Raw genomic sequence first — 18,610 nt, forward strand, 5'->3', positions numbered from 1 at the left:
TTGCTCAGTCTTGATTTTTAATCTATACAGTATTTTTATGGATTCAATCACATACTATCATTTTTGTTATGGCTTGATAGATTCTATACTTGCGGCATGATTTACTAAGCCGAACAGTTATATCCGTAATAGATATCGAAACGACTAGGGACACATATGAACCAATTAAAAACCGCAGGTAGTCTTACCTTACTGTGTATTGCCAGTTTGACCATTATGGTCGGTACATTACTGGCACCCGGCTTGGTTAGCATTTCGGTGGGCTTGGGTATTACCGACAACAGCGTGCTATTAATTACCTTACCCTCATTAGGTGCGGTGGTATTTGCGCCACTGGCTGGCAAGTTAATCGATAAATATGGCGCGTACAAACTCTTGATGATTGGGTTGTTTTTATACGGACTTGCAGGTGCCAGTGCTTATCTTTTACATGGGCCCGCGCAGGTGTTTAGCAATCGGTTTTTATTGGGCGGTATAACGGCGGTCGTCATGGCGAGTTGTACGGTATTAATCTCTACGTGGTATCAAGGCGAAGCTCGCTTAAAGATGATTGCCAAGCAAGGGATGTCCATTGAGCTGGGCGGGGTCATATTCTTATTTTTAGGGGGCTTTCTTGCCTCACAGTTTTGGGCATTGCCGCTGTCGATTTATTTGATTGCGTGGGTGTTCTTAGTCATGCTACTGCTGTTTGTACCACGGCATCATGCAGCTACAGCAGAGAATACACAGATTGCTGAAGACGATAGCAAAACTATCATTAGGGGCCTATCTCTAAAAAATGTGTATCTTATCTCAACCTTAGCGATGACCATCTTTTTCACCTCAACCGTGTTACTGCCCATCACCATGCATGAGTTGAACTATAACGAATCGCAAATTGGTCAATTACTGGCCTTTATTTCTTTGGTGGCGGTCGTTACTGCAGGCTTTATGCCAAAAATAATCAAATGGTTGAATGAACCTAAAGTATTGGCATTGGCCTTTTTCGCATTTGCGCTGTCGTATATTTGCTTTACGCAAACCAGCACCTTGCTATTAACATTAGGCGCACTATTGATCGGCATTGGATTTGGCTTTAGTATTCCGCTGTTGAACCATATGACCGTCGAGCTAAGTGCTACTAACGTACGAGGCCGTAACTTATCTTACTTTACGATGGCGGTGTTTTCGGGGCAGTTCTTCACATCATTTATGGAGCACATGCCAGGCGGCGCGCACAACGTGTTTATTATGTGTAGCGTGTTCAGCGTCATTATTAGTATGATTTTATTTGTGAAAGGTCGCAAAGCTGCTTGATAGAGCGTTTATGCTTTCTATAAGGGAACATGAAGGGAAGCAGCTTAGAGTCATCAACAGACACCGAGGCCAAGTACTGATGCTGTTGCTCTTGCTATTTATATTACAATCACAGCATCAGTTAGCTTGTGGGTCGTGTTAAGCCAGTTGCTTTTTGAGCGTTCGTAAACGGCTTTTAAATTCTGAGCGGTCAACATAACAGCCTTTGAGACGACGCTCTCCGACGTTTTCATCAAAGGCGTTACGCCCATGCAGGACTCGGCGGTTATCAAAAACCACCATTTGACCAGATGCTAGTTTTAATTCAATTTTATAGCGACTGTCTTTTAATCGAGCCATCAGCTCTCGATAAGCAAGATAGTAGTCATGCATTACGTCACTTGGTAAATCGAAAACATCTGCAAGATGGGCGTTGTATTTGATTTCGACAATATTGCCAAAGTTGTCTAGATTGATGACAGGGTGGTGCTCAAGGATATCATGGGCGCTGTCATGAAACCGAAAGGGGATGGCATATTCGGCCAGCAAGCGAAAATACTCAGGCTGTTCTTCTCGTAACCCTTCTAACACCTTTAATCCGTCTACGAAAGTAGATTCGCCGCCTATGCTTTCATTACTCAAAAAATGCAAGAATTGATAGCCTGGAGGCAACTCCTGATTTGGCAAGTCGGTATGCAAAGGTAATGAGAGCGAGGTATAAGCCAAATTGATCGGCGACTTTTCTGATATCACATCAAAGGTCATACCGAAGTTAGTCTGCCGCAGATAATCGACTCGCATGGCAGTCTGTACGCCAGCATCAGAGTCATCTGGCATATTATCAATGATAGTAAGCCCATATTTATCCAGCGCACTCATCCACTCATATAAAGCACTGTCACTGGTCATGATGCTCTGCTGGTCATACATGGGGATGTGGTCAATAAACGTGCCATCCCAACTTTCATAAGGACTGCTATGGTCCTTGGCCAATGCACTAGAATACCCAAACTCACGTAACCAACTCTGATCAAAGTGACTGATATGCGCTTGTTCTGACCATTCAATCGTTAGCGTTGTCTCATCAAAAGAGACGGATAGTGGATGGATATCTTTTGAGACACTCAGTAAATCAAAGCTACGCTCGCCAGTGTGCGGATGAAAAGCCGATGGGCAGTTATCACGCAGCCAGATATAGTGGTGCGTACTGTCGATACCATCATTCCAGCGTATTTGAATAGCGCGGTCAATGAGTGCAACGGATTCTATATGGCAATCAATTGCTGCGATGTCTAAAGATGGTGTTGATTGAGGCGTTTCCATTGGAGCAGACCCTACATATACATGAAGTAAAAATATATTTTACGGTATCTTGTTCGGATCGGTTATTCAAACAATGAATTACGAATCACCTAATAGGCAATATCAATCAACGCAGTACTAAACTGCGATTGATATCTGGCGAGATATTTTCTGAAGGGTTTTAAATAATATTCAGGCTTCGCGAACGAAGCCCTAATATTTGCGATAATTGGTATAAGCTTTTTGTTTATTCGAAAGCTACTTATCGAAAAGCTACCTTAACCAGTATTTCGTAACCCTGCAGCTAGCGCATTGATACTACGGATTAATGGATCTTCTACATTAAGGTCGCTATGTGCCGAATCGTTCAGGGTGTCCTGTTGTCTGGCACGCTTTAATAGTTCAATCTGGATATAGTTAATAGGATCTAGATAAGCGTCTCGCCATTGCAGGGATGAAGCAAGGTTTTGCTGATTGGATAATAAAGAATCTTGCTCAAGCAGAGAGTTTAATCCTGAATTGGTCAGCGTGTGTTCATCGGTGACCGCTGTCATGATTTTTTCGCGTAACGGCTCATCATCACACAGTTGGCTATAAGCCTCTGCGATATTCATATTGGCTTTGGTAAAAGCCATCTCGATATTACTGATAAATACGCTAAAGAAAGGCCAATGCTGATTCATCTCTTTCATCAATGCTTCGTCTTTTTTGACGCTATCTAGCGCACTACCGACGCCATACCAAGCAGGTAGGGTAAAGCGTGCCAATGACCAGCCAAATACCCAAGGAATCGCTCGCAATGTGGTCTTACTTGGTAGGCCTTTTTTGCGATGGGCAGGACGGGAGCCAATGTTTAATAGAGAGATTTCTTGTACTGGGGTAACCTCGGAGTAGAACTTATAAAACCCTTCGGTATGATCGGTCAGCTCTCGATAACGTTGTTCACCCGAGTCTGCTAGGCGTGCAAACAGCGCTTCATACTCTGGCAACTCAGTCGGTTGCACCACAAACCTTGTCGAGCAGGCTTTGAGGGTGCCTGTGATAGCCATCGTCAGTTCAAACACAGCAGTATCCGTATTGGCATACTTGGCATAGAGCACTTCGCCTTGCTCAGTCACTTTAATCTGACCATGTAGTGTACCAGCCGGCTGTGCAGCAATGGCTTTGTGCGTTGATCCACCGCCACGGCTGACTGAACCACCACGACCATGGAACAAGCGTGTTTTTATACCATATTGCTCAGCAATACTATTAATGGTCTGCTGGGCACTATACAACTGCCATGCAGAAGTGATAATACCGCCATCTTTTGATGAGTCTGAATAACCTAGCATAATCTCTTGCGTGTTGTCCGTGTTCCGTAGCAGTCCACGATACAGTGGATTATCTAATACGGCAGGCAAGATTTTATCGATATTTTTGAGATCTTCGATGGTTTCAAATAATGGTGCGACAGGTAAGTCAGCAGACAACTGACCTTCGTCATCAATTCTGCATAAGCCTGCAAACCGCATGAGCAGCAATACTTCTAGTAGCTGGCTAGCATTATTGGTCATCGAAATCACATAGCTACCAAAAGTAGCCTGTCCCACCAGTTTGCGTAGAGTAGCGACCGAATTCATCAGTGACAATTGTTCACGCGTTTTGTCTGTCAGGTTATCAGTATAGATAAGCGGCGTGCCTGGTTTTTCTAGCAAGCGCGTCAACCACTCTTGACGTTCGGTTTCGCTTAGCGCTTGATAATCAGGCAGGTTGGAGGCACTGGCAAAGATATCGGCAATCACTTCGCCATGGTATGACGACTCTTGACGGATATCGAGCGCCGCCAAATGAAAGCCGCAAGTTTTGACCAAACGAATGACATCTAGCAGTAATCCATCGCTGTGTGCCGTATCATGTGTATTGACACTTTGACGGATAATGCGCAGGTCTTCTAGTAACTCTTCTGGATTGCGATAAGCATCTTTTTCGGCCTCGATATCCGTACCTTTGCTTTGAATGCGGCGATTGGTGGCTTTGACTTTAGTCAGAATGATAGAGAGCAAGCGACGATATGGCTCATTGCCATAGTCATCTAGGTTATAGTCAAACACACGCTGATCGAGCTCATCATAACTTTTGATTTTGGCATATACGTCAGGTGAGACGGTGACAATGGTGTCACTATGAATCAGCTGTCGGCGCAGTTTTTTGAGTAGTACTTGATAGTGACGCAGCACGGTATCCGCATGCATCAATACAGCAAGTTCTGTGGTCTCAAAAGTCACAAAAGGATTGCCATCTCTATCACCACCAATCCATGAACCAAAGCTCATAAACGCAGGCAGTGGATAGTCTGTAAGCTCCGGATAGATATCGACAATGGCTTTTTTGATATTACGATACACTTTAGGAATGGCATTGAACAAACTGGCATTAAAGTAATGCAAGCCATTGTTAATCTCATCATATACCAACGGCTTACGGGTGCGCACTTCGTCAGACGACCATAATAGATCAATCGTTTGCGCAGTTTGTTCTTTAGCTTGCTCGTAGGCGAAGCTGTTTTCAGACACGTTATTTAAAGCGTCGCTATGCGTGAATAGACTTTGTAAGATATTCATCGTAGTACGGCGACGCGCTTCGGTAGGATGCGCCGTAAATACAGGTGTAAACTTCAGCTGATCAATCAGCTCTTGCATTTGAGCAGGCTCAATATTGCGTTCACGACACTCAAGTAAGGTACGACGAAATGATCCTTCCCAGCTTTGCTCAGATTGCATACGCTGCGCGTGACGCTGCTCACGCAAGTAATTCTCTTCGCTTAGATTGGCTAGGAAAAAATAGATAGAAAAGCCGCGTATGACGTTTTTTAAGGTTTGATTGTCTAAAGAAGCAATAAAATCGATAAGCTGCTGTTTATGTGTCTCATTCGGCTCACGACGCTGTTGAATAAAGCCTTTGCGCAGCGTCTCAATCGTATCTAGCGTCTGCTCACCAGATTGGCGAGAAATAGCATCACCTAATAATGAACCCAACAAGCTGGTGCGTTTACGTAGTACGTTGTTATCTAGTGTCATCTTCAACCTTCCTATCAAATGAATGGATACAATACTATGGTTATCTTATACGTAATATCCTTATGGTTTTTTGCAATTTAACATAAATAGGTGAGGCCTGCTTGATGTTGATAGCAACTTTTTTACTAGTAGATACTGGCAGACCTCTAATGCACTATTATTAGAGCGATTTTTTATGACCATGCTCATTGCTATATTCTATCCAAAAGTCCGCATTATCCACTCCAGCCTTTCTAGGGTCAAAGACAGGGTTTATACCTAATTTCATCTGCTCGTCGTAGTCTTTTAGAACTTTTATAGCAACTTCACTTAGCAGTAAAATGGCAATGAAATTCAAGTAGCACATACTGCCAAACCCTATATCACCTAACGCCCACATCATACCGATTGACTGAACACTACCAGTGAAACAAACGATTAAAAAGACCAGTTTGAGTACATGCTTGAGAATGGGGTAGCGCAGTTTATTGTCCAAATAGACCAACGTAGTTTCGGCAATATAGTAATAAGCAACCAAGCAGGTGAAGGCGAATAAGAAGATAGCAATCGCAACAAAGCCACTTCCATACTGGTTGAAGACAGTAGATACAGCTGCTTGGGTAAATGCCGTGCCAGCTTCAATACCCGGCATATTATCAACTAGGGTTATACCTTCAGGGGTCACCACGTTATACATGCCAGTTGATAGAATCATTAGCGCTGTTGCAGTACAGACAAGCACCGTATCGATGTAGATAGAGAAGCTTTGCACTAAGCCTTGTTTAGCAGGATGTGATACTTCGGCTGCCGCTGAGCTAAAGGTCGCCTCGCCAGCACCCGCAACGTTTGAGAAAACAGCACGGCGTACGCCCCAAGAGATAGCAGTTCCAACCATACCACCAAACACTGCATCCATGCCAAAAGCGCTCTTAAAGATAAGAGCAAACATTGCAGGGATATTTTGAGCGTTAAATGCCAATACAATTACCATCATGAGGATATAACCAATTGCCATGACAGGTACGACTTTTCCTGCAAAATTAGCAATACGCTTCACACCGCCAAATATAATGATACCTAAGAGTACGACAAGGATAATTCCTGTTACAACAGGCGGTATATTAAATGCTGTATTAAAAGAGTCCGCAATGGTATTGGCCTGAACACCAGGCACTAACACGCCGTAAGATAGACAGGTCACGATAGCGACGATGATAGCAAAAGGTTTTAGCTTCAATCCTCTTTCAATATAGAACGGGGAGCCGCCACGATATTGATCACCGACCTTATGTTTGTATACCTGCGCTAAGGTAGACTCAATAAAAGCGCTAGCACCGCCTAGCACGCCCATGACAATCATCCAAAATACCGCTCCAGGGCCGCCTGCTGCAATGGCTGTTGCAACCCCAGCGATATTACCCACACCAATACGTCCTGATAGCGCCATACAGAAAGCTTGGAAGGAGCTAATCCCTGCTGATGAACTTTGTTTGTCGAACAACAGCCTAATCATTTCTTTGAAATAACGGATTTGTACAGCACGAGTCATAATCGTAAAATATATGCCGACACCTAACGCAAGATAAACTAGGGCGTCACTCCAAATATACCCGACGATAGTATTGATGATATTTTCCATAACTTTACTTCCTTGTAGTGTTTTCGGTTATGCTGACTTGGGCGTGGATAGCGGGCAATGTCAGTTTTTAGTTCACCAACCAGATAGTTTTGGTTTGGGTATACTGGGACAACGCCTCTAAGCCATTGTCACGACCGCCGAAGCCAGATAGTTTATAACCACCAAAAGGTGTCGTAATATCGCCCTCAGAAAAACCATTAATCGAGACGGTACCAGCTTTAATAGCGGATGCCACGCGAAATGCGCGATGGATGTTTTGTGTATAGAAGGAAGCGGCAAGCCCATAATTACTCTGATTGGCGAGCTGAATAGCTTCCTCTTCGGTTTCAAAACTTGTGACAGCTAAAAGTGGACCAAAAACTTCTTCTTTAAACAGCGTCATGTCTGGGCTGACATTATCAAAGACGGTAGGCTCGATATACCAGCCACTACCGAGTTCATCGTGGATACGTCCACCTGCGATCAAACGAGCACCCTCCGTTTTTGCAGTATTGAGATGTGATATTACTTTCTCAAAATGCGCTTTTTCGATCATTGGGCCAATAGCGACCTCGGGATCATAAGGATGACCAACCTTCCAAGACTGAAGACCTTCTTTTAATAGCGTTAACAACACTTCTTTTTGGCTAGAATGGACAAGTAGGCGTGAACCACAGCTACAGTTTTCGCTCATATTCCAAAAGGCAGCGGATAAAATATGCTCGATGGTTTGTTCATTGATAAGGGCATCTGCAAAGACGATTTGAGGGCTTTTGCCACCACACTCTAAGACCACTTCCTTGAGATTGCTTTGTGCAGAGTACTGTAGAAACAGTCGACCGACTTCGGTTGATCCTGTAAAAGAAACCATATCAACATCCATATGCTGACCGAGTGCCGCACCTACTTCTTCACCAAGCCCACAGACTAACTGCAACGCCGCTTTTGGCACGCCAGCCTCGTACGCCAATTGTGTTAATCGATATGCTGAGAGCGAGGTCAATTCAGCAGGTTTAACAATGACTGAGTTGCCGGTTATTAATGCGGGTGCAACTTTCCATGCATACATTTGTGCTGGGAAATTCCATGGTAGTACCGCACCCACTACACCGATAGGCTCTTGTACCACAAGGCCTAGCGCATCAGCACCAGTAGGAGCAACCTTGCCAAAAACTTTATCAGCTGTTTCGGCGTACCATTCAAAAGTTTCAATCGTAGCGGGTAGGTCAGTGTTGAGACATTCCGTAATAGGCTTGCCTGCATCGACGCAATCTAAGGCAGCTAACTCATCCATATGCTCATGCATTAACTGACACCAACGCTGCATGATAGCTTTGCGCTCTGCAGGAGACATCCGTCGCCACTCACCATGTTCAAAAGCGTCTCGGGCTGCCGTTACCGCCGTATTAACATCTTGCCGACTTCCATTAGCAATACTACCTATGCAAGTATTATCAATAGGGCTGTAGTTAGGGAGTGTTGTCTCGGATACTGGTACTGTAGTATCTATTAAATGGCCTGCCCAAAGCTTTTGGTTGCTGGCGAGTTCGAAGACTTGCGCTGTGGTCATACTCATTAGATTATCCTTTTCTATACAATGGTAGGAACGATAAGAATGGTGCGATGTATCAAGACAGAAGTGCTAAAAATGCCTGAGCATCTTCTTTTGACATATCAGTCAAAGGTAGTCGTACTGACCCAACATTAATGCTCCCGTTAATGCAGCCTGCTTTGGCTTTTTGGTTATAGTTTCCAGACTCCATAGAGTGGATAGCAGGATACATGGCTGTCATCAGCTCCTTAGCATGGTTCCAATCGCCTTTTTGTGTGGCTTCAAACAATGCGACTTGTTCTGCTGGAAATACGTTAGCCGCACCAGCGATCCAGCTCTTAGCACCCCAAAAGAAGAAATCTACTGGTTGGTCATCACAACCACAAACCACTTCAAAGTTTTCAAAATCAGCCTGTAGCATACGTAATGCATGGCTAAAATCGCCGCTGCTTTCTTTGACACCTACAATATTTGGATGTTTGGATAAATGCGCGACGGTTTCAAACGCAATGCTTACACCGACGCGTGCTGGAAAATTGTACATAATGATAGGTAGGTCAGTGGCATCAGCGACGGTTTCAAAATGCGCAATAATACCGTCTTGGTCTGGTAGGCTATACGGATTGGCTGATAACATTAAGCCGTTGTAACCCAAGTTTTTGGCTTGATGAGCAAGTTCGATAGAATGATTGGTCGATAAACTGTTGATACCTGCAATCAGAGTGACTTTGCCTTTGGCAGCATCAGCGATAGTGGTCAAAACCAGTTCACGCTCTGCAGGCGAGAACGTGTAGTATTCACCCGTTGTACCGCAAGCTACGATTCCGGTAACGCCTTTTTCTACGAATACATTGACCAGTTCGGTTAACTTTTGAGTATCGATATCTCCATTAATATCAAAAGGAGTAACGATAGGGACTAAAACGCCATGAATGTTCATATAAATATCCTTATTTGGAAGTAAAAGCCGTTAGTCAGCCATGAGCTGTTAGCGACGTTGTTGGTTCTATGAGTTGTCATAGAGATAAGATGTTCGATTATTATTTAAAAGACTTACGTTTGAAGCGATTTAGACGATAGGCAGTAGGATCTACCATGGCAGTATCGCCAAAATACAAAGCCGCGATCATCTGTGCGCTTACGACAGCTTGGGTCAGACCTAGATGCTGATGACCAAAGTTTAAAAAGACTGAATTACGTCTATCTATGATGGGTAGTGAGTCTGCTGTAGAAGGTCTAAACCCCATCCATTGCGTATTACTATCACTATTTAGTGGGGTCTTTAGCATTGCTTGAGCTTGTTTCAACAATATGTTCGCACGGTTCATGTTTGCTGGCGCCTCAAGTCCTGCATACTCAACAGTGCCAGCCAAGCGCAGCCCTTTTTCCATTGGTGTCATAATAAAGCGACGGTCCATGCTAGAAACAGGAATGTTGAGACGCTGACTTTCGTTAGGAAGCATTAGATGATAGCCACGCTCTGTATCCATTGGTACTGAGACGCCTGTTAGCTGTTTGGCTAAGGCTTTAGAATGCGCCCCTGCTGCGAGCATAACTTTGCTGGCATGAAGCTGCTTTTGTGTCGTCGTCAAACGAATACCATCAGTTATTACTTCCGCGCTCAGAACACGGCAATTTTCATAAATTTGACCACCAAGCGATCTAAAAATAGTGCTTAATTTATGGGTAATGGCTTCTATATTGGTGATATGACCTGTCTTTGGAAAAAACAAAGCACCCAGTTGATTATCTTTTAATGCAGGCTCAAGATCTGTCAGTGCTGATTGTGAGAGTAGGTTGTTAGAAACCCCTAAACTGTTTAAACGTTGACCGTGTTCAGTCAGAACCTTTAGACTGTTGGGCGTCTCTGCGGTTAATACAGATCCTTGTATTTGTACCCAAGAATGTAATCGCCACTCTTTGGCAAAATCTTGCCAAGCTTGAAGGCTGTGTGCATTTAATGCCAAAAGCGCTTGGTGACTGCGTGCAAATGGTTCGGTACGCATATTAAGTAATAACTTGAAGGCCCATGGTGCTAAGCGTGGAAGGTAGCGCCAATCTATACGCAGAGGTCCTTCAGGGTTGAGTAGCATGGCAGGAACATGTCGCAAGATACTGGCATCAGCGATAGGGAAAACCTGTTCAGTGGCAATGTGACCTGCGTTGCCATAAGTTGCACCGCGACCGATTTTATCCGCTTCCAAAATCGCAACTTTTACCCCACGAGACTGTAGGGTAACCGCAGCACATAGCCCGATAATGCCACCACCGATGATATGTATATCAAACACTTGTGTGTCCATGAGAGTCTCGCTTTTCTGACCTTGCTGAGCAGTGATTGGTTACTTCCTAAAAGCTATATAAACTGGTATCTATAAAGAAATACCCCATTTGAACGGATCGCTGTCTTGAACGATGAGAGAGGTCTCTGCACATACGTAGGCGTACCCTCGGATCGTGGGGATAATAGTATTGATAGGGTGGTTATGAAGAGGGCTATGATTACTAAGTACATCAATAGGCTGATAGCTGGCACTAAAGACACTGCCAATGATGCTTTGTTGATACCAAGTCTCACCAGGTGCGAGTACATTGTCTGCGGCTAAGCAAGCCAATTTGGCACTGGTTCCAGTACCACAAGGAGAGCGATCGTAGGCAGATCCAGGGCATAATACGAAGTTTTTGCTGTTAGTGCCGGCGAGATCGCTCTTGCCAAACAGTTCTATATGATCAATTTCGCCATTGTTAGCGCCCATGATTCCAGACTTATGAAGTGCTTTTTTGATCTTTATGCTAAATTGAGTAAGCGCCTCAACATTATTGGCTTCAATAGCTTGCTTATGATCGTTGACTAAGAAAAACCAATTACCACCCCAAGCGATATCTCCATAGATAGGACCGATATCAGGTACTTGAACTTCTACTTGTTTTTGGTAGCGATAAGAGGGGACATTCTGGACGCTACAACTACCATCATCATGTAAGGTTGCTTTAACTAGGCCTACGCTTGTTTCTAGATAGTGATCACCAGCGGTTATTTTTTGTTGATAAGCTAAAGATGCAATAACGCCGATAGTGCCATGGCCACACATACCTAAATAGCCATGATTATTAAAGAAGATCACGCCAGCCGTGGCACGAGGATCAGAAGGCGGGCACAAAAGCGCTCCGACAAGCACATCATTACCACGAGGTTCTAAAATAATGCTTTGACGCAAATGATCGAAATTCTGTTTGAAGTCTTGAAGTTTTTCTTGAATAGTTTGTCCGCTAAGCTCAGGAAATCCTGCATATACCATACGAGTAGGTTCACCGCCAGTATGCGAATCAATAATCTTAAGAGTAAAAAGCGTATCAAACATGACTGCCTACCTGATTCATCCGTGAGTTAATATACTGTTAGCGTTATCCATAAATGAACAAGGCGTAAATATAGAATGACGTTTTTCAGAAAAGCAGTCTTGATGTTTTTATATGAATAAATGCGTATTTCTGCACAGGTTATAAAGATATTTAGGAGTATAAATATGGTGTAGCACCCTAAAATACCTGAAAAGCTCAACGACAAGCTTGAGATGCTATATGGGAATATACCGATGCGGCCGTTAGTACTAGAAGCACCTACAAAACAACTGTCAAAACACCTAAAAACTTATCAACCAGCCAATTTTGATGAGTTTGTTGGCAATATATCGTTATTGATGCCTCTGTTTGATACTATGAAAAATGTGGTGTTTTTTGTTAAAGATGACCAAGCATGCTATCGATTAGTCAGTAAAACGCTCATTAGACGTAGCGGGCTTAAAAACAAAAAAGCACTAATAGGACTGACTACAGAACAAGTGTTTTTGAAGTCTCAAGGCAAGGATTATCTCAATCAGGATCTGAGAGTGTTAAGGGAAGGCAGGGAGATTGTTGATAAGTTAGAACTTCATAGCTATGCATCAGGACAGCTAGGATGGTGTATCACGCAAAAAATCCCCGTCTATGATGTAGAAAATCATATTGTAGCAATGGTAGGTATATCAGTAGATATTGATGAAGATAACGAGCGGATATTACGCAAACACGCTCGATTGGCAAGCGTAGATCAATACGTACGAGACAATCTTGATCAAAAAATCAATATTGGCGAATTGGCGAAATTGGCAAATCTTAGTCAATCGCAATTGGAGCGTACCTTCAAAGCAGTGCTCAATATGTCACCCATTCAGTTTGTACAAAAAATGCGCTTAGAGCATGCCATTCGACTATTAGCGAATCATAAGCTAACAGTAACTCAGGTCTCTTTAAACTGTGGATACGGTGATCATAGTGCCTTTAGTCGACAGTTTAAGCAGTTTACTGGCATGTCTCCTGTGAGCTTCCGTAAAATACATTTCAAAGAACCATAAATAAAAGCAGAAAATATGGTTCTTGACTCTAAAATAACTCTCTAACGACTCCGAAGATTATCTATATAATCTGCCCAATCTTGCATCATCTGTACCCTAGTATCGATTTCATCAAGTCTGTTGTAAGCTCCGCCATGTGTGTCTTTTATCCTGTGACCTAGCTGTAACTCTGTGACGATGTCAGAATAGCGTAGCTCAGGCTGTTCCATGAGCAAAGTTTTAGCCGATGCTCGAAATCCATGCGAACATTGCACGTCTTTGTATCCAAGCCGGTGGAATATCTGTACCAACGTCGCTTTACTAATATAAGCATTGCTTGAACCGCGCATCGAGGCAAATATATATTCCTTATGCCCAGTAATTGACTGGATGTTTCGTAATCGCGTAATCACTTGCGCGGCCAAGGGAACAACTAAGTGCGAGACCATATCGTCACGACCTTCGCCTTTAGTCGGGGAGAATGCCCATGTATTGTTGTCCCAATCGATGTCACCCCAACGCATTGAGCGCAGATCGATGCTACGTACAAATACGTAAGGTAATAAGTTCATCGCCTCTAATGTAATCTTACTTGCACCTCTAAAATTCGACATATCCTTTAAGAGAGTCGCAAATTGGTCTGGCTTGGTGATGGCAGGCAAGTGATTGCCTGAATTGGCAGGTGCAAGCTCACCACGGGTATCAATTGCCACATTTCTATCGCACAACCCTCGAGCAACAGCGAATGAAAATACCTTTTCAGTATACAGACGAGTGCTTGCACCAACGAAAGTCGCTTGGTTATCATTATTCTGAATCGACTCACACACACTTAGTATCATCTCGCTGGTGATATCGTCCATTCTTAAATCACCAATTTCTTGGCACATATATCCTAGACATAAATCCCAGAACTTAAGGGTTGACTCACTGTATGACGGTTTTTTAGATTTACTTTGATTGCGACCTGCTGTTTTGTGTTCTCGCCATGCTTGGGCAATCTCAAAAAATGGTGCATTTTTTAGGTGAGTATATTTATTGGTTTGCTCTTTTTGCTGGATAGCTTTTGGGTCAGAGCCTTTGGCGACCATATCAAGAATGGTGTCTGCTTTATATTTAACCTCATGTAGACTGATATCCTCAATCTTGCCCAACATCATCCTAGGGCGTTTGCCCTCGATATGCGGATGGGAATAACGTAAGTAGTATTCTTTTTTGCCATTTGGATAAATGCGAAGACTTAAGCCAGCTACACCTGAGACACTGACAAAATAATCTTTGTCTCGGCATTCAAGCTTGTTGATATCGTTTGCAGTGTCGATAGCCATAATATATATCCGTCATATGATAATTAAGGTTAATGATAGGTTTATGATTGATGACTTATAAAAAGTCTATTCTGTAGAAAAATATGGAAGTATTGGACACTGTCATGGACACTGGTATCCATTATTATTTTTATTAAAGCCTTATAGAGTAATAGTTTTAATACTTAATTATTCCCAAGTGAACCTTGGGAATAATTATAGCATAGTGACCAAATATTTAGTAAGCCATACGCTGAGAGGGTTACACGGCATTTCTACCAGTTATTTCGATACATAGTTAAATGCGATTATGGTATCCATGATTGATTCGGCAAGGAGTTGAGCATATTTTCCACAAAACACATGCTCCTGTACTCGCACAGAATATAAAAATCAGGGTCATAGTACTGTTCTGTGCAAATTTAGAACGCACCAATTTTGAGGGGTTTATAGAAAATATATAACGAAATGCTGAATATATTAAAAAATATCAATAGATAGCTTATTTATCTTAAAAATAGCTTGGTAACGATAAATAGAGGGCTACTGTTTGTGGGTAGATAAAATTTATCGCTGCGCAAAAGAAAATAGAGTCAATTCTAATAATTTAACAATTCGTCTGTTATTTAAATTTGAAAGGTTATACGTGATGACTTGGGTATAGCGTTTGAAGGCTAGATAAGATTAGAAATATTCGAAGAAGTTATAACGTTTGGCTGAGTTTTTGCAATTTAATCTATTTTGGCAATATTAGAAGATATCTAACCATACAAATGATGGTTATCAAAAATAGGCTATTAGCATATCTATATTAAAGACTTAGCCGGCGGACATGGATAATAAATAAACCATCGCAGACGAATGGCCATGATTATATCGAATAAAAAGCTAATGACACATTTGGAAATAGCCATTAATATTTTAGCGAAGCATAGAACATTGATAACCAGTTATAGAGTGAGTTCAAGTTTTACCATTTAGCAAAAGTTAAAATTGACTGATGAAATGCGCATCCATGAAAATTATGAAGAATAAACCTTAACAGATGTGAACTATGATCCAAAAGATTCGGTTTAATTAGACATGACAAAGTTAGTCGGCGAGAGCTGAACATTTTGGTAGGATGTTTATATCCAGTAGCATTAGAAGTATCTGATAATCCTGATTCTATAACTAGTAAGACCTGAGCCTACTACTTAATAGACCTTATTTAACATAATATACATTATGCGAAAACAAACCAATGGTTTAAGCAGTTAGGCGAAAAACTATTTATACCATGTCATTCTTGTGCCTTAGATCGGATTTAATACTAGTTATAGACTTTTACTAACGACAAGTTTCAAGTAAATGCTGGCGCAACGTTTTGCCATCCCGATCTAAAACCACATCTGCAACTTGGCAATTTTTATCATTGTCATCACATGACAGCTCATAATAAACATCGCTACCTTGTGCCAAGCTAACCTGAACCAATCCTTGATCAGTTATTGAAAACTTTTTGTCTTGCGTATAGTCAGGATCTTGCGAGTTCCAAAGTACATCGTAATCTATATTGCAGGACGTCTGAGTTTTATCAAAATATTCTTGCTCAAGCTGCATCGCTGCTTGCAAGTCAGCATCAGCATATTGCTGCAGCACTACAGGATGACTCATACCTTGGTCATCAATATCTTGTTGGTACATTTTCGTGATAGTCGCAATCTTTATATCAGCCATGGCATTTTGTATCTGATCTACTTTTGATACATCGGCTATGGCGTTACCGACAGTCATCAGTCCTATGGTCAATAGTAATGTCAGCGATTTATATGTTGGCATCTTATTCTCAGCGAGCTTCTGTCCTATAAGTGTTACGACTATTACATCATACCTATATTCGGACTCTGCTGTAGTATCGTATCATTCAGGTTTACTTACCAAAATATCGATTACATAGCGTTTCTATGGTGTTTTTTACCGGTTCCCATGACAATTTATAGTGATGTTTCTTTCGCTAATAACTGTGCTAAGGATGATTTTATGATGACATTACCTGCTTTTTTTAAGGAAAAATCTGCGACATTAGCCTCTAGCAGCCTTCTGTTATTTACGCTAGCTGCGACGGGTTGTCAGTCTGCTTCTGAGTCTAGTGAAGCTATTGTATCTCAGCCAACCAGTAGCTCATCAACACCTAGTAATGCTGATATCAGCCAGCAAACCCTTAGACAGCAAGCGTTACGTATACAGCGCGCACTGGCAAATAAGGATTTTTCTCGAATCACTAATGATATCCATCCAACACGTGGCGTTCGTTTTTCGATGTACGCTTATGTACGGCCTGAGTCAGACAAAGTCTTTAGCCGAGGGCAATTTGCACAGTATTTACAGCAGTCCAACATCCAATTTACTTGGGGCGAAAAAGACGGTACTGGCGATCTATTGGTCATGCCGTTACCTACTTATTTAGATACTTGGGTGGATGGTAAAAAGTTCAACAATGCTAGCATCAATGCCAATGAATTCAAAAATAACGGTAATTCTATCAATAACTTAAAACAGATATACCAAACATCAGATGTTGTAGAATTTTATTATAAAGGCACGGATGAGTATGATGGTATGGACTGGCGTGTTTTGCGCTTAGTATTTGATGAGTATCAAGGTAAACGGTATCTGGTAGCTATCATTAATGATCAATGGACGGTTTAAGGTGTAGAGAAAGATTGCCCGACAACTTTTATAAGACTTGTTTAAATGAGCAGCCTACTCTATCTGGTGATAAATACTATATATATTCGAGAAAATGTATATAGCAGCTTGTACTACATGGTCTTTGGTATAGTTTTTAATGACAAGCTTTGTCAGTTTTAAGCTCGGAACTTTGTGCGGTTTTTTTGATTAATTTTAGCGCTTGTTGTAGCTTGCTTGAGTTTTTATAGAAGCGCTGTTGATTGAGCGTATAGCCTTGTACTAAGTATTCACGTAGCGCTGCGTTGCCCAACGCCTAAATTGCACGCCTTGAGGAGATTTGATTCGTTAGCCTACTGATATAACCACATCTAAGTCATAAAAAATCACCGGACGGTTTGAATTTGCAATATGCATTTTTTGTATATTGCTTTTTTCAGCGATTTCTTCATCTTTTATGGCATTGGCGATATGACGAGAAATTACTGATTGATCACGACCAAACAACTCAGTCATTTGTGTTTATGACAGCCAGACAATCTCTTGCTCAAAACGTACATCTACTTGCGCCTTTCCATCAGCACTTTCATAGATTTCTACTTTTGCCACATTATCACTTATAGTGTTAGTCACCTCAGCTTCCCCAATTCCAATATGCTTATGCTGTCTTGAATACAGCTTACTATCACCATCTCTATAAATATCATTTATAGCGGCGTCTGACGAAAGAATTTCACCATAATCTGATAAATATCCGGATAAGCATCAACCAGCTTTTGTGGCGTTTCAAAAAACACTTCACTCAGAACAGCAAAAAACTCAGCAGGATTGGTTGCGCCATAACGATCAAGCCCTGACTTGCGATGTGTTTGAAAATCTTCAAAATCGCGGCTCATAATTTGTGTCCAGTTTGCAGGATCCATATCAGGTTGCAGTGGCGGAAAGCCATTGACACGGCCATTCATCATATCGAGTTTATGTACGAACTCATGAATGACAACGTTGTGTCCGTCACGTTCGCCTGAGTGCTTGGCATCTTTCCATGAAAGAATAATAGGCCCTCGCAGCCATGCTTCTCCGCTACGGTGCTGAGTGCCTTCGTGGACGATACCAAACTCATCTACCGTGGTACTGTTGCTTTTGTACGAGCCAGGATAAATGATGATGGATGACCAACCAGCATACCAGTCAAGACCTAAGTTCAAGATCGGCAAACAGGCTTGTAGTGCAATAGATTGTCTGACAGCATCGGCAATCTCAAAACCTTGTGCACCAGTGATAGATTTATCAGCCAAAAATAACGTTGCTAGCTCAAATAAATGCGTCATCTCGTCAACACTTAATCTATCGAGTATCACAATACGCTCAGCCGCCTGCATCCAATCAGCATGGGTAAATTCGCTATTATCTAGTATGCGCTGTTCACGCCAATCTTTTATGATGTCAAACATATACGCCACCCCTATTCTTTTAAT

14 protein-coding genes are annotated in these 18,610 nt (G+C 42.1%); 3 read left to right on the forward strand and 11 right to left on the reverse strand.

Annotated elements, in window-relative coordinates:
• The first annotated feature begins 156 nt into the window (after positions 1 to 156).
• Complete coding sequence (locus tag ACQKCP_RS03510) at positions 157 to 1,296, forward strand: MFS transporter (protein WP_427611310.1); 1,140 nt, start codon at positions 157 to 159, stop codon at positions 1,294 to 1,296.
• 138 nt (positions 1,297 to 1,434) lie between these two features.
• On the opposite strand, the gene ACQKCP_RS03515 is transcribed toward ACQKCP_RS03510, so the two are convergent.
• The 7 genes from ACQKCP_RS03515 to ACQKCP_RS03545 form a co-directional block, all read right to left on the reverse strand.
• Positions 1,435 to 2,598, reverse strand: a complete 1,164-nt coding sequence (locus ACQKCP_RS03515; RefSeq protein ID WP_427611311.1) for a TauD/TfdA family dioxygenase — start codon at positions 2,596 to 2,598, stop codon at positions 1,435 to 1,437.
• A gap of 257 nt (positions 2,599 to 2,855) precedes the next feature.
• A complete protein-coding gene (gene ppc / locus ACQKCP_RS03520) occupies positions 2,856 to 5,636 on the reverse strand; it encodes a phosphoenolpyruvate carboxylase (protein WP_427611312.1) in 2,781 nt (926 codons plus the stop codon).
• Positions 5,637 to 5,796: 160 nt separating this feature from the next.
• Entirely contained in the window at positions 5,797 to 7,254 is a 1,458-nt protein-coding gene (locus ACQKCP_RS03525) for an alanine/glycine:cation symporter family protein (protein WP_427611313.1), read from the reverse strand.
• 67 nt (positions 7,255 to 7,321) lie between these two features.
• The gene (locus tag ACQKCP_RS03530) at positions 7,322 to 8,809 is read right to left on the reverse strand and encodes an aldehyde dehydrogenase (RefSeq protein WP_427611314.1); all 1,488 of its coding nucleotides are present in this window, start codon (positions 8,807 to 8,809) and stop codon (positions 7,322 to 7,324) included.
• Positions 8,810 to 8,861: 52 nt separating this feature from the next.
• Positions 8,862 to 9,725, reverse strand: a complete 864-nt coding sequence (gene dapA / locus ACQKCP_RS03535) for a 4-hydroxy-tetrahydrodipicolinate synthase (protein WP_427611315.1) — start codon at positions 9,723 to 9,725, stop codon at positions 8,862 to 8,864.
• Positions 9,726 to 9,825: 100 nt separating this feature from the next.
• Positions 9,826 to 11,088 carry an NAD(P)/FAD-dependent oxidoreductase gene (locus tag ACQKCP_RS03540; RefSeq protein ID WP_427611316.1) on the reverse strand — a complete coding sequence of 421 codons (1,263 nt, stop codon included), beginning with the start codon at positions 11,086 to 11,088 and terminating at the stop codon, positions 9,826 to 9,828.
• A gap of 69 nt (positions 11,089 to 11,157) precedes the next feature.
• Positions 11,158 to 12,147: a proline racemase family protein gene (locus ACQKCP_RS03545; RefSeq protein ID WP_427611317.1), complete on the reverse strand. Its 990-nt coding sequence runs from the start codon at positions 12,145 to 12,147 to the stop codon at positions 11,158 to 11,160.
• A 234-nt stretch (positions 12,148 to 12,381) separates the two neighbouring features.
• Here ACQKCP_RS03545 and ACQKCP_RS03550 point away from each other — a divergent pair, with 234 nt between their 5' ends.
• Entirely contained in the window at positions 12,382 to 13,179 is a 798-nt protein-coding gene (locus tag ACQKCP_RS03550; protein WP_427611318.1) for a helix-turn-helix domain-containing protein, read from the forward strand.
• A gap of 41 nt (positions 13,180 to 13,220) precedes the next feature.
• On the opposite strand, the gene ACQKCP_RS03555 is transcribed toward ACQKCP_RS03550, so the two are convergent.
• Both ACQKCP_RS03555 and ACQKCP_RS03560 read right to left on the reverse strand, forming a co-directional pair.
• Positions 13,221 to 14,486 (reverse strand): tyrosine-type recombinase/integrase, encoded by a 1,266-nt coding sequence (locus ACQKCP_RS03555; RefSeq protein WP_427611319.1) that lies wholly within the window; start codon positions 14,484 to 14,486, stop codon positions 13,221 to 13,223.
• A gap of 1,308 nt (positions 14,487 to 15,794) precedes the next feature.
• Positions 15,795 to 16,286: a hypothetical protein gene (locus ACQKCP_RS03560; protein ID WP_427611320.1), complete on the reverse strand. Its 492-nt coding sequence runs from the start codon at positions 16,284 to 16,286 to the stop codon at positions 15,795 to 15,797.
• 201 nt (positions 16,287 to 16,487) lie between these two features.
• Here ACQKCP_RS03560 and ACQKCP_RS03565 point away from each other — a divergent pair, with 201 nt between their 5' ends.
• Complete coding sequence (locus ACQKCP_RS03565; RefSeq protein ID WP_427611321.1) at positions 16,488 to 17,156, forward strand: hypothetical protein; 669 nt, start codon at positions 16,488 to 16,490, stop codon at positions 17,154 to 17,156.
• Positions 17,157 to 17,483: 327 nt separating this feature from the next.
• On the opposite strand, the gene ACQKCP_RS03570 is transcribed toward ACQKCP_RS03565, so the two are convergent.
• On the reverse strand, positions 17,484 to 17,651 hold the full coding sequence (locus ACQKCP_RS03570; protein WP_290176312.1) for a hypothetical protein: 168 nt from the start codon (positions 17,649 to 17,651) through the stop codon (positions 17,484 to 17,486).
• A 191-nt stretch (positions 17,652 to 17,842) separates the two neighbouring features.
• Positions 17,843 to 18,586 (reverse strand): zinc-dependent peptidase, encoded by a 744-nt coding sequence (locus tag ACQKCP_RS03575; RefSeq protein WP_427611322.1) that lies wholly within the window; start codon positions 18,584 to 18,586, stop codon positions 17,843 to 17,845.
• Positions 18,587 to 18,610: the final 24 nt, after the last annotated feature.

The organism is Psychrobacter sp. NPDC078631, assembly GCF_050268165.1.
Lineage (GTDB): Bacteria > Pseudomonadota > Gammaproteobacteria > Pseudomonadales > Moraxellaceae > Psychrobacter.

Coding starts and splice junctions, on each gene's coding strand:
- ACQKCP_RS03510 (WP_427611310.1), top strand. CDS start 157: ATGAACCAATTAAAAACCGCAGGTAGTCTTACCTTACTGTGTATTGCC.
- ACQKCP_RS03515 (WP_427611311.1), bottom strand. CDS start 2,598: ATGGAAACGCCTCAATCAACACCATCTTTAGACATCGCAGCAATTGAT.
- ppc (WP_427611312.1), bottom strand. CDS start 5,636: ATGACACTAGATAACAACGTACTACGTAAACGCACCAGCTTGTTGGGT.
- ACQKCP_RS03525 (WP_427611313.1), bottom strand. CDS start 7,254: ATGGAAAATATCATCAATACTATCGTCGGGTATATTTGGAGTGACGCC.
- ACQKCP_RS03530 (WP_427611314.1), bottom strand. CDS start 8,809: ATGAGTATGACCACAGCGCAAGTCTTCGAACTCGCCAGCAACCAAAAG.
- dapA (WP_427611315.1), bottom strand. CDS start 9,725: ATGAACATTCATGGCGTTTTAGTCCCTATCGTTACTCCTTTTGATATT.
- ACQKCP_RS03540 (WP_427611316.1), bottom strand. CDS start 11,088: ATGGACACACAAGTGTTTGATATACATATCATCGGTGGTGGCATTATC.
- ACQKCP_RS03545 (WP_427611317.1), bottom strand. CDS start 12,147: ATGTTTGATACGCTTTTTACTCTTAAGATTATTGATTCGCATACTGGC.
- ACQKCP_RS03550 (WP_427611318.1), top strand. CDS start 12,382: ATGCGGCCGTTAGTACTAGAAGCACCTACAAAACAACTGTCAAAACAC.
- ACQKCP_RS03555 (WP_427611319.1), bottom strand. CDS start 14,486: ATGGCTATCGACACTGCAAACGATATCAACAAGCTTGAATGCCGAGAC.
- ACQKCP_RS03560 (WP_427611320.1), bottom strand. CDS start 16,286: ATGCCAACATATAAATCGCTGACATTACTATTGACCATAGGACTGATG.
- ACQKCP_RS03565 (WP_427611321.1), top strand. CDS start 16,488: ATGATGACATTACCTGCTTTTTTTAAGGAAAAATCTGCGACATTAGCC.
- ACQKCP_RS03570 (WP_290176312.1), bottom strand. CDS start 17,651: ATGACTGAGTTGTTTGGTCGTGATCAATCAGTAATTTCTCGTCATATC.
- ACQKCP_RS03575 (WP_427611322.1), bottom strand. CDS start 18,586: ATGTTTGACATCATAAAAGATTGGCGTGAACAGCGCATACTAGATAAT.